Annotated in this window: 16 protein-coding genes and 2 tRNA genes; 13 read left to right on the forward strand and 5 right to left on the reverse strand. The window is 36.7% G+C overall.

The features are described 5' to 3' along the window. The first annotated feature begins 79 nt into the window (after window positions 1-79). The 7 genes from ACPLVF_RS08495 to ACPLVF_RS08525 all read left to right on the forward strand — a co-directional run bounded on the left by ACPLVF_RS08495 (window position 80) and on the right by ACPLVF_RS08525 (window position 4,631). The gene (locus ACPLVF_RS08495) at window positions 80-631 is read left to right on the forward strand and encodes an HD domain-containing protein (protein ID WP_424907400.1); all 552 of its coding nucleotides are present in this window, start codon (window positions 80-82) and stop codon (window positions 629-631) included. 27 nt (window positions 632-658) lie between these two features. Beyond that, the gene (rnr, locus tag ACPLVF_RS08500; protein WP_424907401.1) at window positions 659-2,776 is read left to right on the forward strand and encodes a ribonuclease R; all 2,118 of its coding nucleotides are present in this window, start codon (window positions 659-661) and stop codon (window positions 2,774-2,776) included. 25 nt (window positions 2,777-2,801) lie between these two features. Then, window positions 2,802-3,272 (forward strand): SsrA-binding protein SmpB, encoded by a 471-nt coding sequence (smpB, locus tag ACPLVF_RS08505; RefSeq protein WP_424907402.1) that lies wholly within the window; start codon window positions 2,802-2,804, stop codon window positions 3,270-3,272. A 15-nt stretch (window positions 3,273-3,287) separates the two neighbouring features. Then, window positions 3,288-3,485, forward strand: a complete 198-nt coding sequence (locus ACPLVF_RS08510) for a MoaD/ThiS family protein (RefSeq protein WP_424907403.1) — start codon at window positions 3,288-3,290, stop codon at window positions 3,483-3,485. 14 nt (window positions 3,486-3,499) lie between these two features. After that, entirely contained in the window at window positions 3,500-4,402 is a 903-nt protein-coding gene (locus ACPLVF_RS08515) for an ATP-binding protein (RefSeq protein ID WP_424907404.1), read from the forward strand. Between the two features lie 69 nt (window positions 4,403-4,471). After that, window positions 4,472-4,545 (forward strand) — tRNA-Gln (locus tag ACPLVF_RS08520). Between the two features lie 10 nt (window positions 4,546-4,555). Next, window positions 4,556-4,631: transfer RNA gene (locus tag ACPLVF_RS08525), tRNA-Glu, on the forward strand. A 119-nt stretch (window positions 4,632-4,750) separates the two neighbouring features. Here the strand turns inward: ACPLVF_RS08525 and ACPLVF_RS08530 are convergent. The 5 genes from ACPLVF_RS08530 to hflX form a co-directional block, all read right to left on the reverse strand. Next, window positions 4,751-4,957 (reverse strand): transposase, encoded by a 207-nt coding sequence (locus ACPLVF_RS08530; RefSeq protein WP_424907405.1) that lies wholly within the window; start codon window positions 4,955-4,957, stop codon window positions 4,751-4,753. Window positions 4,958-5,000: 43 nt separating this feature from the next. After that, a complete protein-coding gene (locus ACPLVF_RS08535; protein WP_424907406.1) occupies window positions 5,001-5,324 on the reverse strand; it encodes a helix-turn-helix domain-containing protein in 324 nt (107 codons plus the stop codon). Between the two features lie 131 nt (window positions 5,325-5,455). Beyond that, window positions 5,456-6,820, reverse strand: a complete 1,365-nt coding sequence (locus ACPLVF_RS08540) for a PFL family protein (protein WP_424907407.1) — start codon at window positions 6,818-6,820, stop codon at window positions 5,456-5,458. 11 nt (window positions 6,821-6,831) lie between these two features. Then, window positions 6,832-7,143, reverse strand: a complete 312-nt coding sequence (locus ACPLVF_RS08545) for an ACT domain-containing protein (protein WP_424907417.1) — start codon at window positions 7,141-7,143, stop codon at window positions 6,832-6,834. Window positions 7,144-7,429: 286 nt separating this feature from the next. Beyond that, window positions 7,430-8,677 (reverse strand): GTPase HflX, encoded by a 1,248-nt coding sequence (gene hflX / locus ACPLVF_RS08550; RefSeq protein ID WP_424907408.1) that lies wholly within the window; start codon window positions 8,675-8,677, stop codon window positions 7,430-7,432. 164 nt (window positions 8,678-8,841) lie between these two features. Between hflX and fba the strand changes: the two genes are divergently transcribed. The 6 genes from fba (at window position 8,842) to mtnA (ending at window position 14,698) form a co-directional block, all read left to right on the forward strand. After that, complete coding sequence (gene fba, locus ACPLVF_RS08555; protein ID WP_424907409.1) at window positions 8,842-9,771, forward strand: class II fructose-1,6-bisphosphate aldolase; 930 nt, start codon at window positions 8,842-8,844, stop codon at window positions 9,769-9,771. A gap of 181 nt (window positions 9,772-9,952) precedes the next feature. Further along, the gene (locus tag ACPLVF_RS08560; protein ID WP_424907410.1) at window positions 9,953-10,654 is read left to right on the forward strand and encodes a helix-turn-helix transcriptional regulator; all 702 of its coding nucleotides are present in this window, start codon (window positions 9,953-9,955) and stop codon (window positions 10,652-10,654) included. A 50-nt stretch (window positions 10,655-10,704) separates the two neighbouring features. Then, window positions 10,705-11,085, forward strand: a complete 381-nt coding sequence (locus ACPLVF_RS08565) for a RidA family protein (RefSeq protein WP_424907411.1) — start codon at window positions 10,705-10,707, stop codon at window positions 11,083-11,085. 35 nt (window positions 11,086-11,120) lie between these two features. Next, window positions 11,121-12,329: a threonine ammonia-lyase gene (ilvA, locus tag ACPLVF_RS08570; protein ID WP_424907412.1), complete on the forward strand. Its 1,209-nt coding sequence runs from the start codon at window positions 11,121-11,123 to the stop codon at window positions 12,327-12,329. Between the two features lie 70 nt (window positions 12,330-12,399). Next, window positions 12,400-13,578 carry a dicarboxylate/amino acid:cation symporter gene (locus tag ACPLVF_RS08575; protein WP_424907413.1) on the forward strand — a complete coding sequence of 393 codons (1,179 nt, stop codon included), beginning with the start codon at window positions 12,400-12,402 and terminating at the stop codon, window positions 13,576-13,578. 64 nt (window positions 13,579-13,642) lie between these two features. Next, window positions 13,643-14,698: an S-methyl-5-thioribose-1-phosphate isomerase gene (mtnA, locus tag ACPLVF_RS08580; protein WP_424907414.1), complete on the forward strand. Its 1,056-nt coding sequence runs from the start codon at window positions 13,643-13,645 to the stop codon at window positions 14,696-14,698. Window positions 14,699-14,846: the final 148 nt, after the last annotated feature.

Here is a 14,846-nt window from a genome sequence, read left to right on the forward strand (position 1 = left end):
ATTTTGCTTGAAAAATACCGGCAAAACTTGTACAATAAATGAAAAAGTTTTGGTAATAATAAAAAGGAGTGGGTACAAATTGACAAGGGAAGAGGCATTAAAAATTGTTAAAGAAAAGGTTTCCAATAAAAACTTAGTAAAGCATATGATTGCTGCTGAAGCAGTAATGAGGAGGCTTGCAAAGCACTTTGGAGAGGATGAGGAAAAATGGGGATTGACGGGACTCTTACATGATGTGGATTACGACATGGTAAAGGATGATATGTCAAAACACAGTTTGGTCGGTGGCAAACTTGCAAGGGAATGGGGCCTTGGGGAAGAAATTGCTCACGCCATTGAAGCCCATAATGAAGAACACGGTATAAAAAGGGAAAGTTTACTTGATAAAGCAATGTTTGCCGTTGATCCAGTTACTGGTCTTATTGTAGCAAGTGCTCTTATTCATCCTGATAAAAAGCTTGCTTCAATAGATACTCAATTTGTTATTAATAGATTTTACGAGAAATCCTTTGCTAAGGGAGCGAGCCGAGAAAAAATTTTAACTTGCAGGGATATTAATCTTTCCCTTGAGGAGTTCATAAGTCTTGCATTGGAGGCAATGAAGGAAATCCATGAGGATTTGGGGCTGTAAAAGATTTTGAGCGGGGAGGCTTTTTTTATGGATCTTCAGCACAAGATTTTGGAACTTATGAAAAAAATGGAATATAAACCGATGTCTGAGGCGGAACTCTTATACAGTTTAGGGCTTGAAATGAAAGAAGCAGATGTGCTTTTAAAGACTTTAGTGTATATGGAAAAAGAAGGGCTTGTCATAAAAAATAAAAAGGGTAAGTACGGCCTTCCCGAAAGGATGAACCTTGTTGTTGGAAAACTTGAAGGGCACAGCCGCGGATACGCTTTTTTAATTCCTGATGATCCTGATAAAGAAGATATATACATAAGCCTTGAGAATCTTCACGGTGCAATGCACAACGACAGAGTTATTGTAAGGCCTACGTATAAACCTGCAGGCGGTCGCATGGAAGGTGAAGTAATCAGGATCTTAAAAAGAGCGAATAAAAAGATTGTAGGGACTTTAGAAATACAAAAACACGTGGCTTATGTTTCCCCTGATGATAAAAGATTTTTTTACGATGTTATAATACCTAAGGATGAATTGAAAGGTGCTAAATCCGGACAAAAGGTAGTTGTTGGGATTACCAAGTGGCCGGAAGGAAGAAGAAATCCCGAAGGAAGAATTTTGGAAATATTAGGTTATGAAGATGAAAAGGGAGTAGATATTCTCTCCATAATCAAAAAATACGACCTACCTTTAGAATTTCCCAAAAAGGTATTAAAACAGTTGGAAGATATTCCCGACCATGTGAGAGAGGAAGATATTAAAGGAAGGCTGGATTTAAGAGGGCAAAAAATTGTTACTATTGATGGTGAAGATGCCAAGGATTTTGACGATGCTGTATCAATAGAAAGGATTCCGGGCGGGTACAGGTTGGGAGTGCATATAGCCGATGTAAGTTATTATGTAAAAGAAAAAACACCCCTTGACATAGAGGCGATGAAGAGGGGTTGCAGCGTTTATTTGGTAGATAGGGTAATTCCCATGCTTCCCCCAAAACTTTCAAACGGTATATGCAGTTTAAATCCTAAGGTTGATAGATTGACCATGAGTGTTATAATAGATTTTGACGAAAAGGGAGAGGTGAAAAAATACAATATTGTTCCCAGTGTTATAAGAAGCTGTGAAAGGATGACCTATGACGAGGTAAACAGGATATTAGAAGATGAAGACGAAGAAGTAATTAAAAGGTACCAATATTTAGTTGATGATTTTAAATTGATGGCTGAGCTTGCATCTATTTTAAACAAAAAAAGGTTTAACAGGGGGAGCCTTGATTTTAACTTAGAAGAAGCAAAAGTTAAATTGGATGAAAATGGGAAACCCGTAGCGATAGTGAAAGAAGAAAGAAGGACATCCCACAGAATGATTGAAGAATTCATGCTTGCTGCAAATGAAGTAATAGCAGAACATATTTTTTGGCTTAAAATACCTTTTGTATATAGGATTCATGAAATACCAGATATGGAAAAAATTTTTTCTCTTCAAGAATTCCTGAATCATTTGGGATATTCTATAAAGGGTATTAGAAATCTAAAACCCAAAGCACTGCAAAAGGTTTTAGAAGAAGTAAAAGGCAAACCTGAGGAAAAAGTTGTAAATACGGTTCTTTTAAGGTCTCTGAAACGTGCTCGCTACAGTGATGAAAATGTGGGCCATTTTGGGCTTGCAACAAGTTTTTATACCCATTTTACATCTCCGATAAGAAGGTATCCGGACCTTATAATACACAGAATTTTGCGAGAGCAACTGGAAGGCACGATTACTGAACAAAGGCAGGAACAACTGAGTAAGATGCTTGGGAAAATTGCAAAATTGTCTTCTGAAAGAGAAAGAATAGCTGATGAGGCAGAAAGAGAAACTGTTGAGCTTAAAATGGTTGAATATATGGAAGACAGAATTGGCGAGGAATTTAACGGTGTAATATCGAGCACCACCTCCTTTGGATTTTTTGTGGAATTGGAGAATACCGTCGAAGGGCTTGTTCATGTCAGCAGCTTGGATGATGACTATTATATCTTTGATGAAAAAACCCTAACTTTAAGAGGAGAAAGAACAAAAAGAGAGTTTAAAATAGGAAATAAAGTGCGGGTTAGGGTTGTAAAAGTTGATAAATTCGAGAGGCAGATAGATTTTGCGCTGGTGGATGTGATGGAATAAAAAAAGGGTAAAAGGGGGTGTTTTTTTGCCAAAAATAGTGAGGGATTTAGTTACAAATAGAAAAGCCTATCACGATTATCATATATTGGAAACCTATGAAGCAGGGATTGCTTTGGCTGGGACCGAAGTGAAATCAATTAGAGAGGGCAAGGCAAATTTAAAGGATAGTTTTGCAAGGGTTGAAAACGGGGAAATTTTTATATACAATATGCATGTTAGCCCTTATGAAAAGGGCAATATTTTTAATAAGGACCCTTTAAGGCCGAGGAAGCTTTTAATGCACAAAAGAGAAATAATGAGGCTCTACGGGCTTGTAAAGGAAAAGGGTCTCACCCTCATACCATTGAAGCTATATTTGAATGAAAGGGGTAAAATTAAAGTCGAACTTGCCCTTGCAAAAGGTAAAACATTATACGACAAAAGAGAAGATATAAAAAGGAGAGACGCTGAAAGGGAAGTTGAAAAGGCCTTTAAAGAATACCAGAAAGGTTATTAGGGGGATTTTGAACATATGAAGGTAATTTTCTATATGCCTTTTAAAAAAGAATTAGAAGTATCAGGCGGGAAAACGGTTAAAAAGCTTGCGGAAGAATTAAAATTCAGCTTAGAATCCAATGTGGTACTAAAAAATGGAAAAATGGTTACTCCCGATGAAGTATTGGGAGAAGAGGATATTGTTGAAGTGCTTTCAGCAATATCCGGTGGATAAAAAGGGGGTATAATATGCGATGCAGAAGATGCAAAGAAAAAGCAATTATATATCTTGAAAGGCATAATGCGGCTTTCTGTGAAAATTGTTTTATGCACTACTATTATAATCAGGTAGATAAAAACATTAAGAAAGAAAGAATGTTTAAAAAGGGAGAAAAAATCCTTATTGTGGTATCCGGCGGAAAAGACAGCATGGCGTTGTGGGATGTTTTAAGCAAAACCGGCTATGATGTTACAGCTATGTATATTAACTTGGGTATTGGAGAATATTCGGACAGGTCTCAAGAGATTGTGGAAGATTTCGCTAATGAGAAAAAACTTCCTTTGATTATTAAGAACATAAAAAAAGAATACGGCCTTGAAATCCATAAACTTTCCCAAAAACTAAAAAGAAGCCCTTGCTCAATTTGCGGAACAATTAAGCGCTACCTATTTAATAAAGTTGCTTTAGATGGAGGATTTACAGCAGTTGCAACGGGACATAATCTGGATGACGAAGCAGCTACGCTTTTAGGAAATACTTTGAGCTGGCAGGAAGGATATCTTGCAAGGCAGGCACCTGTACTTCCGAGCACTCATCCAAAATTGGTTAAAAAAGTAAAACCCCTTTTTACTTTAACGGAAAGGGAGAATCTGTCTTATATTTTATTTAATAAAATTAAATTTATCCACGAAGAATGTCCTCATGCTGTTGGTGCAAGTTCTATTTTATACAAGGAAGTGCTCAACAGGTTGGAAGAGGAAAGCCCGGGGACAAAACAAAGATTTCTAATAAATTTCCTTGAAAAGGGCAGAAAACATTTTCAGGATGTCAAAGAAGAACTGGATTTAAAAGAATGTAAAATTTGCGGCCAGGTCACTACAACAGAAATTTGCTCCTTCTGCAGATTGGTGGAGATTTCAAAGGAACTTTAATATATTATAGAATAAAATCAAGCCTATTGACTTAAAATAAATAATGTGTTAATATAATTTCTGCAATGCTGCGGGATGGTGTAACGGTAGCACTCATGACTCTGGATCATGCTGTCCAGGTTCGAATCCTGGTCCCGCAGCCAAAGTATTTAGGGCCCTATCGTCTAGCGGTCTAGGACGCCGCCCTCTCACGGCGGAAACAGGGGTTCGAGTCCCCTTAGGGCTACCATTTGAAATTAATATTTTTGTTTATAAATGCCTATGGCGTTACTTGTCGTAGGCATTTTATATTTGTCCTTTCTTAACAAATACTATATAATTTTTTAAAAGTTGATTAAACAACTTAAATCAATTACAATATTTAGTAGGTCTAATATGAAGGGAGCAAAATTGGGCTTCATTACCGCCGTTTTCATATTTACTTACCCATGTATAAACCTGTTGATAAGACACCTGATATTTCTGAGCAGTTTCAGCGTAATTATTCTGATGTTCAATACAATATTTAACTATTTCAACTCTTTCATCATAAGTGGTTTTTCTACCATTAGTCATTATAGGCGTTCCTCCTGTTCCAGAAGTTTTCAGTTCCTTATGACTATCTATTATACTTCAAAACCCACTCATGAAGCATTTTTTTTGAACGTATCCCATATTTTACACATATATCTAACTGAGAGCTAGTACCCGCAAGATAGTCTTTTACAGCCATTTCTTTTAATTCCGCAGAGTAATAAGAGTTCTTTGAAGTAGTGCTTATACCTTCAATACCTAAGGATTGATAATTACAAATCCATTGTCTCAAAGATTTAGGATTAATCCCAATCAAAGTGGCAACATGGTTAATCGAATCTTTTCCTTCTATGCACATTAGAACGTATTTTAATTTCTCGTCTGTTGAAAATTTACTTTTTCGTCCCATAAAAATATGCTCCTCCCTGTGTTAAACAGTTTTATTATTTTAACTGTCTACCCCAAGGGGAGCATATTAAATTAGCGGGATTTTCTGATTTATTTAGTATTGCATTTTAAGAATATAATTTTGGCCTTTTGCTAATTTGTGAGACTCTGAATGGGTGGGGGGATTCTACCTCCGCGTCTTACAAAAACTGAAGAATCTAAGGTGCTTACGGGCATTATAGGTGCCCTTCCTAAAAGCCCTCCAAATTCTACCCAATCTCCAGCTTTTTTGCCAGGAACGGGGATGATACGGACGGCGGTAGTCTTTTTGTTAATTACACCTATTGCCATTTCGTCGGCTATTATTGCTGCAATGGTTTCGCAGGAGGTATCGCCGGGGATTGCAATCATATCAAGTCCTACGGAGCAAACCGATGTCATTGCTTCAAGTTTTTCGAGGGTTAATGCGCCTTCCTCAACTGCCTTTATCATTCCAGCGTCTTCGCTTACGGGTATAAAAGCTCCTGAAAGCCCTCCTACATAGGATGCTGCCATTGCACCACCTTTTTTAACAGCATCATTCAGAAGTGCCAGTGCAGCTGTAGTACCCGGTGCGCCACATCGTTCTAAACCCATTGCTTCAAGGATGTTGGCAATACTATCGCCAACTGCAGGGGTTGGAGCAAGAGAAAGGTCTATTATTCCTAAGGTCACTCCTAACCTTTTTGCCGCTTCACGACCAATTAGTTCACCTGCACGGGTGATTTTAAATGCAGTTCTTTTAATTGCTTCGGCAATCTCGCCAAAATCAGCATTTTCGCTCATGCGCCGTAATACCGTATTTACTACTCCGGGGCCGCTTATACCTATGTTTATGGAAGCTTCTGGCTCTCCTATGCCGTGAAAAGCACCTGCCATAAAAGGATTGTCTTCAACGGCATTGGCAAAAACCACGAGCTTTGCGCATCCTATCCCGTCCCTTTCGGCTGTTAATTCTGCGGTTTTTTTAATAATATGCCCCATTGCAAGCACCGCATCCATATTTATGCCTGCCCTGCTTGAGGCTACATTTACGGAAGAACAGACCCTTTCTGTAGAGGAGAGCGCTTCAGGTATGGAGTTTAAAAGATTTATATCTCCTTTTGTAAAACCTTTATGAACTAAAGCGGAAAAACCACCTATAAAATCAATGCCCAGCTCTTTCGCAGCTTTATCCATAGCTTTAGCTATTGGTGCAAGATCTTTTTCTGGGCACGACTCGGCTATGATAGAAATAGGTGTAACCGAAATACGCTTATTAACAATGGGGATTCCGAATTCCGCTTCCAATTCCCTTGCAACCGGTACCAGTTTTTCAGCGGTATGAATAATTTTATCATATATTTTGTCGGCAATTTTATTGATATCAGAACTGCAGCAGTCCCTAAGGCTAATTCCCATGGTTATTGTCCTGATATCCAAATTTTCTGCTTGCACCATTCTGATTGTTTCTATTATTTCATCTCTTGTAAAGCTCATATGTATTCCTCCTATATTCTGTGCATATATCTAAAAACCTCTTCTCTTTGGGCATCTACCCTGACGGAAAGGGAATTTCCACGCTCAGAAAGCAATTTTTTGAGCTCCTCAAAGCTCACTTTGCTTTTTGAAATGTCAACAACCATTATCATTGTGAAAAGCCCTTCTATAGATGTCTGAGTTATGTCAAGGATGTTTATATTGTTTGTTGCCAATACATCGGAAATGCCTGCAATTATTCCGACTCTATCTTCCCCTATAACGGATATTACTGCTTTTTGTGATGGTGGAGTATTAAGAGGGGTTGAATCTTCTAAAAGGATATCACCAATATAAATTTTTATACCATGAGCTGCAGCATAAACGCGGGCCTCCTTTGTGACAAGGGAACCGGGGGGGAGCTTTATTACTTTGTGTTCATTATAGTTTTTAATGGTGTCAAGGGTTATAAGTATGTCCATAATTTATAATAACACCTCCGTAAAATAAAAAAGCTTTGGGAAGAAATTTAATTGAAATTCAATTTATTATATTAAAGTATAAAACAAAAAAGTAGATAACATCAAGGGTAAGCAAAAAAATTTTTAAAATAAAAAAAGAGGATTACTCTTACATTAAATAATCCTCATATTTTGATATTATTGATTCTTCAATTTCCCCGGAAATTTTTATACCGTTTTCCAGATATTCTTTAGAAAATATTAAACCGTTTTCAAAAATAGTGTCAATAATAGATAATTTATCGTAAGGGACAAGAAATTCTACTCTTTTCCTCGTTTTTGGAAGAACTTCGCAAATTTTTAACAATAATTTATCTAAATTTTTATTATAAAGTGCAGAAATTTCCACGGCATTTTCGAAGTTTAAAGCATTAACGGGGATAGTAGGGTATTTATCCACCTTATTTAAGGCTAAAACTTTTGGTTTTGATTCCGCACCGATTTCCTTTAACACTTTAAAAACCGTTTCAATTTCCGTTTCAAAATTTTTACTGGAGTAATCTGCTACGATTAGCAATAAGTCCGCGTCTCTTACTTCTTCCAAAGTAGCCTTGAAAGCTTCAACAATTTCATGAGGGAGCTTTCTTATAAATCCTACTGTATCAGATAAAAGGGCTTTTCTTCCATCGGGGAGCAAAAGCAGCCTTGTTGTGGTATCCAAAGTATCAAATAATCTATCTTTATTTGAAACATTTGCTTTGGTTAGGGTATTCATGAGGGTAGATTTACCGGCATTGGTGTAGCCTACAAGGCAAATAACCGGGAATTTTCTTGCTTTTCTAATAAGGCTTCTACTTTTTTGAATTTTTTCAAGTTCTTTTTTTAAATGAACAATTCTTCTTTTAATATGCCTTTTATCGGTTTCAAGTTTGGTTTCGCCGGGGCCGCGGGTCCCTATTCCGCCGCCAAATCTCGAAAGTTCTATGCCTTTGCCAGTTAACCGTGGCAGCAAATGCTGAAGTTGAGCGAGTTCTACCTGGATTTTTCCTTCTCTTGATTTTGCCCGCTGGGCAAATATATCTAAAATAAGGGTTGTTCTATCAATAATCTGAAGCTCCAGTAAATTTTCTAAATTTCTCACCTGCACGGGTGTTAAATCATCATCGAAAATTACTGCATTTACTTCAAGAGTTTTAGCAACTTCAGCAATTTCATGAGCCTTACCTTTTCCAATGTAATATGCAGGATCTATAGAAGCTTTTTTTTGAGTAGCTTTTGCTACAACTTCTGCACCAGCTGTTTTAGCAAGGAGTTCTAATTCTTCAAGGCTTTCTTCATCTTGCTCGTTTTTAATTATTCCTGCTAATATACATCTTGTTGTTTTATATTCATTTTCTTTTAAAAGGTTTGAAGCCAAAACAGGCCCTCCCTTGACATAAATAGTTTTTATACAATAATTATAGCATTTTGGATAGAATTAATTCACACAATAATTAAATAAATAATACACATTTTTATGAATCTGTTATATAATTTTTTAAGAAATAACTTTTAAACAAAAATTGTACTGGAGGGTAAAGAATGCCGCTTATTACTTCAAAAGAATTATTTAAAAAAGCTTATGAAGGTGGTTATGCAATAGGTGCCTTTAATGTAAATAATATGGAAATCATTCAGGGTATTGTTGAGGCAGCAAAAGAAGAAAATTCTCCCCTAATTTTACAAGTATCGGCAGGAGCAAGAAAGTATGCTAAACCTGTTTATTTAAAAAAATTGGTAGAGGCAGCAGTTGAGGATACAGGATTGCCCGTGGTATTACACCTTGATCACGGTGAAAGCTTTGAAATCTGTAAGGCTTGTATTGATGATGGTTTTACTTCGGTCATGATTGACGGTTCAAAATTACCCTTCGAAGAAAATGTTAAACTTACAAAACGGGTAGTGGAATACGCGCATGAAAGAGGAGTAGTTGTAGAAGGTGAATTAGGAAGGATTGGTGGGGTTGAGGAAAATATTAACGTGAGTGATAGGGAAGCTACATTTACTGATCCAGATCAGGCTTTAGAATTTGTTGAGAGAACAGGAGTAGATTCTTTGGCAATTGCTATAGGGACAAGCCATGGTGCATATAAATTTAAGGGTGAGCCCTACCTTGATTTTAAAAGGTTAGAAGAAATAATGAAGAGGCTTCCAGGTTTCCCATTGGTTCTTCACGGTGCTTCAACTGTACTTCCGGAATTTGTGGAACTTTGCAATAAGTATGGGGGTAATATACCTGGAGCAAAAGGTGTTCCCGAGGATATGCTTAGAAAAGCTGCAAGCCTTGGAATTTGTAAGATAAATATAGATACGGATTTAAGGCTTGCAATGACTGCTACGATTAGAAAATACTTAGCAGAAAACCCTGCAGAATTTGATCCACGAAAATATTTAGGAGCTGCAAGGGAAGCCATTAAAGAAATGGTGAAGCATAAGATTAGAAATGTCCTTGGCTCAAGCAATAAAATTTAATTAATGATGAAAGCCCCTTAAAAGTTTTATTGAGCTTTTAAGGGGTTTATTTTATTCAAATGGTTATTTAATTAGGATTAGTAAAAATTAGAAAGTAATAAAAAATTAATCACATAAAAAATTTTTTTTATAAAAAGAAGGAATTTTTATATATATGTAGAACTAATTATCAAAGGGGGTAGTGATATTGGTAAGTAATGAAATATTAAAATCTTATATACCATTGGTAGATTTTATTGCAGGTATTGTAGGTCCCTTTTGCGAAGTTGTATTACACGATATTACAAATGTAGAATCTTCGATTATAGCTATAAAAAATTCTCATATAAGCGGGAGGAAAGTCGGTGGGCCTTTGACCGACCTCGGAATAAAATTGATAAATGATAAGGAATACTTGACTAAAGACTATTTGTTGAATTATTCTGCTAAGACTGTGGATGGGAAAATCCTTCGGTCTTCAACATTTTTTATAAAAGATCCAGATGGGAAATTGATTGGTATGCTCTGTATAAATGTGGATCTAACGGAGGCTTTGAACGCAAGAGAATTTTTAAATAGCTTTATAATGGACAATGGAAAAGACGAAAATAAAAACGATAATGAAGCTGGAAAAAAGAAAAAACGTAAAAAGGTTAAAAATGGCATAGAAATATCCGAGTACTTGACGGTTTCTTTGGAAGATTTAATGCAGACCATGATTAAAAAGGCCATTTCAGAAGTTGATATTCCTCCAGAAAGGATGTCGCCGGAAGAAAAGATGAGAATAGTTCAAAAACTTAATGAAAAAGGAGTGTTTCTAATAAAGGGCGCAGTAACTGAAGTGGCTAAGAATTTGAAGACCTCAGAAAATACCATATACAGGTATTTGAATAAGCTTGAATAAAAAATTTTTTAAATAAAAAAAATAAAAATTAATGAAAGGGAGTGTTTTTAATGGAAAAAAGGATAATTAAAACAGAACAAGCGCCAAAAGCAATTGGACCTTATTCTCAAGCCGTAATGGTGGGTGATATGCTTTTTGCCTCTGGTCAGATTGCACTGGACCCTGCAACAGGAGAGCTAGTGGAAGGAGGGATCGAGGCACAAGCAACAAGGGTTATGGAAAACATCAAAAACATCCTTGCAGCCGCTGGTATGGATTTTTCAAATGTTGTAAAATCAACAATTTTCATTACAGATATTAACAATTTTGCAAAGGTTAATGAAATCTACGGAAAATATTTCCCAGAAAATCCTCCTGCAAGATCCACAATAGAAGTAAGCAAACTTCCAAAAGGAGCATTAATTGAGATCGAAGTAATTGCCCATAAGTAAATTGCAATACCAATTAAGCCTTAGGAGTGAAAAAAATGGAAATATCACTTAGAGAGATCCAGGATGCCCGGGCTTTAGTAAAGAATGTAGCATATAAAACAAGCCTCGTACACAACACCACACTAAGCGAAATGTCAGGGAATACTGTATACTTGAAAATGGAAAACCTGCAGAAAACGGGCTCTTTTAAAATAAGGGGTGCCTATAATAAAATTGCACATCTTTCACCTGAAGAAAAACAAAAGGGTGTGATAGCTTCATCTGCAGGTAATCACGCCCAGGGCGTCGCACTGAGTGCCACTCTTTACGGTATAAAATCAACTATAGTCATGCCAAAACATGCACCCTTATCTAAGGTTTCAGCAACAAAAAGCTACGGTGCTGAAGTAGTTCTTCACGGCAATATTTACGATGAAGCTTATGCTAAAGCAAAGGAAATTCAGGCTGAAACTGGAGCTACCTTTATTCACCCTTTTAATGATCCTTACGTCATAGCAGGGCAGGGGACAATTGGACTTGAAATAATGGAAGATTTATACGATGCAGATGCAATTGTAGTACCTATAGGTGGTGGAGGACTTATTTCAGGAATCTCAATAGCGGTTAAAAATATTAATCCTAAAACAAAAATAATAGGTGTTCAAACTAAAAATGTGCCTTCTATGGCCGAGTCAATAGCAAAAAATAAAATTACTACCGTAGAAGGAACGCCTACCATAGCTGATGGTATAGCAGTAAAGACCCCCGGGGATTTAACCTTCAGCATTATTCAAAAATATGTAGATGAAATAGTGACGGTAGATGAGGATGAAATTGCAAATGCCATATTATTGCTCCTTGAAAGGGCAAAGGTGGTTTCTGAAGGTGCAGGAGCTGTTCCTGTTGCAGCTATATTAAATAGGTTGAATTCTTTAAAGGGCAAAAAAATAGTAGCTGTTGTAAGCGGTGGGAATATAGATGTAAACATTCTGGCAAGGGTAATAGATAAAGGTCTTGTTAAAGGTGGTAGAAAGGTATTTATTGATACTTTTATACCGGACAGGCCCGGAACATTGTCGAAACTTTTAGGATTAATTGCTGAGACAGGAGCAAATGTATTATCTGTAACGCACCACAGGTCTTCAAAGGACGTTCTCATAGGATATGCAAAGGTGGAGCTAGAACTAGAAACCGCAGATGAAGAACACGTGAACAAGTTAAAGAGGATTTTGGAAGAAAATAAATATTCCATTGAGGTTCATTAAGTATTATAATTATATATAGTTTTTGTTTGATTTTTGATTAACGATTGAATATTTTGGGGGAGGTTACCGGATGAAGAGCTTTAATTTGGGTCTTTTGCCAAGATTGATAGCTGCGATCATTCTTGGTATTTTGATAGGTGCATTTTTGCCGGCGCCTATAGTTAGGGTTTTTGCGACTTTTAACTCAATCTTTGGAAACTTTTTGAGCTTTGCGATACCTCTTATTATTGTTGGTTTTGTTGCACCCGGAATCGCTGAACTTGGAACGGGAGCTGGAAAACTCCTTGCTATTACTACAATAATTGCATATATCTCCACCTTAATTTCAGGATTTTTTGCTTATACCGTTTCAACTACTGTTTTACCTAAGTTTATTCATTATTCTTCATCCTTTGCAGCTACAAATCCTGAGGAAAAACTTTTGAAGCCTTTCTTTACTATTGACATTCCGCCGCTATTTGGTGTTATGTCCGCTCTTGTAATAGCATTTATTTTAGGTATAGGAATGGCTTCTTTAAAAGAAAAGAATCTATACAATGTGATTTCTGAGTTCCAAAAAATTATTCAAATGGTAATTGAAAAGCTAATAATTCCACTGCTTCCCGTTCATATCGCGGGGATTTTTGCAAATATGACCCATGCAGGCGAGGTTGCAAGGATTTTAAGCGTATTTGGAAAGGTATTTGTATTAATTATCGCCATGCACCTTACAATAATTCTTTTCCAGTTCTTCGTAGCAAGCCTTTACAGCGGAAAGAGCATGATAATGGCTTTAAAAAATCAGATACCGGGGTATTTAACAGCCATTGGGACACAATCTTCAGCGGCAACAATACCTGTAAACCTTGAATGCGCGAAGAATAACGGTGTTTCCGAAGGAATAAGAGAATTTGTAGTTCCCCTTTGTGCTACTATTCATCTTTCTGGCAGTACCATTACTCTAACTACCTGTTCAATAGCAGTGATGATGCTTTCAGGAATGCCCATAACTTTTGGTAAAATGGCAGGTTTTATATTGATGCTTGGCGTGACAATGGTGGCAGCTCCGGGTGTTCCCGGTGGTGCTGTAATGGCAGCGCTCGGTATTTTACAGAGCATGCTCGGTTTTGGAGAAGCACAGCTTGCCTTGATGATAGCCCTTTATTTAACTCAGGACAGCTTCGGAACAGCCTGCAACGTTTCTGGAGATAATGCTATTGCATTAATTGTAGATAAATTAGCGTCAAAAATGAAAATAAAGACTGCGTAAAACTTGTTTAACCTTCCCTCGACATGGTAAAATATTTAAAAATATACATGTCGGGGGAATTTTTATGCCAAAAGAAGGACTTTTATCATTAAAATGGGATGGTGAAAACTTATTTTTATTGGATCAACGGCTCTTACCCAATGAAATAGTTTATAATAAAAAAGAAACGCCAGAAGAAATTTGGGAAAGTATTAAAACTTTAGAGGTAAGAGGTGCTCCTTTAATAGGCATTGCGGCAGCCTATGCTCTTTATTTTGCAGCAAAAAGTGCTCCAGAAGATACTTTTGAAGATTTTTATACTTATATGAAAAAAAAGGCAGATTACCTTGCTACATCACGACCTACTGCTGTTAATTTATTTTGGGCTTTAAATAGAATGATGAATAAGATTCAAGAATCAAAAGATAAGCCAATAAAAGAAATAAAAAATCTTTTGAAAGATGAAGCAGAAAAAATCCATAGGGAAGACGAAGAAATTTGCAGGAAAATAGGAGAAAACGGCTTAAAACTTTTAAAAGATGGGTATGGAATAATTACACACTGCAATGCTGGACAGCTTGCAACCGCAAGATACGGGACAGCTACTGCACCTATTTACCTTGCGCATGAATTGGGATGGAAAATAAAGGTGTTTGCAGATGAGACAAGGCCAGTTAATCAAGGTTCAAGGTTGACAGCATTGGAACTAAAAGAGGCGGGAATTGATGTCACTTTAATATGTGACAATATGGCAGCTTTTGTCATGTCTAAAGGATGGGTAAATGCGGTAATCGTCGGGTGCGACAGGGTTGCTGCAAATGGAGATACGGCAAATAAAATAGGCACTTTAGGGCTTTCTATACTTGCAAAGCACTTTGGGATACCCTTTTATGTAGCAGCTCCTACTCCTACCATTGATCTTAACACTGAAAGCGGTGAAAAAATACCTATAGAAGAAAGGTCGCCCTTAGAAGTTACCCAAAGTTTTGGGAAAAAGACCGCTCCTGATGGGATAAAGGTGTTTAATCCTGCTTTTGATGTAACGCCTAATGAAAATATTACGGCTTTCATAACCGAAAAGGGTATCATATATCCTCCGTTTAAAGAAAATATTAAAAAAATTTTTGAAGAAAGCAATTAGGCGGAAAATATTACCGCCTTTTTCTAATTTTATGATATATTTATGTTTGAGGTAAATATAATTTTGAATTGGAAATAATATTAACGTTTATATAGGTAGCGTCAAACAAAAATATGAAGATTCCCTAAAAATTGGTAATCACAGGTAG

The sequence above is a fragment of the Thermovenabulum sp. genome (genome assembly GCF_049701175.1).
Lineage (GTDB): Bacteria > Bacillota > Thermosediminibacteria > Thermosediminibacterales > Thermosediminibacteraceae > Thermovenabulum.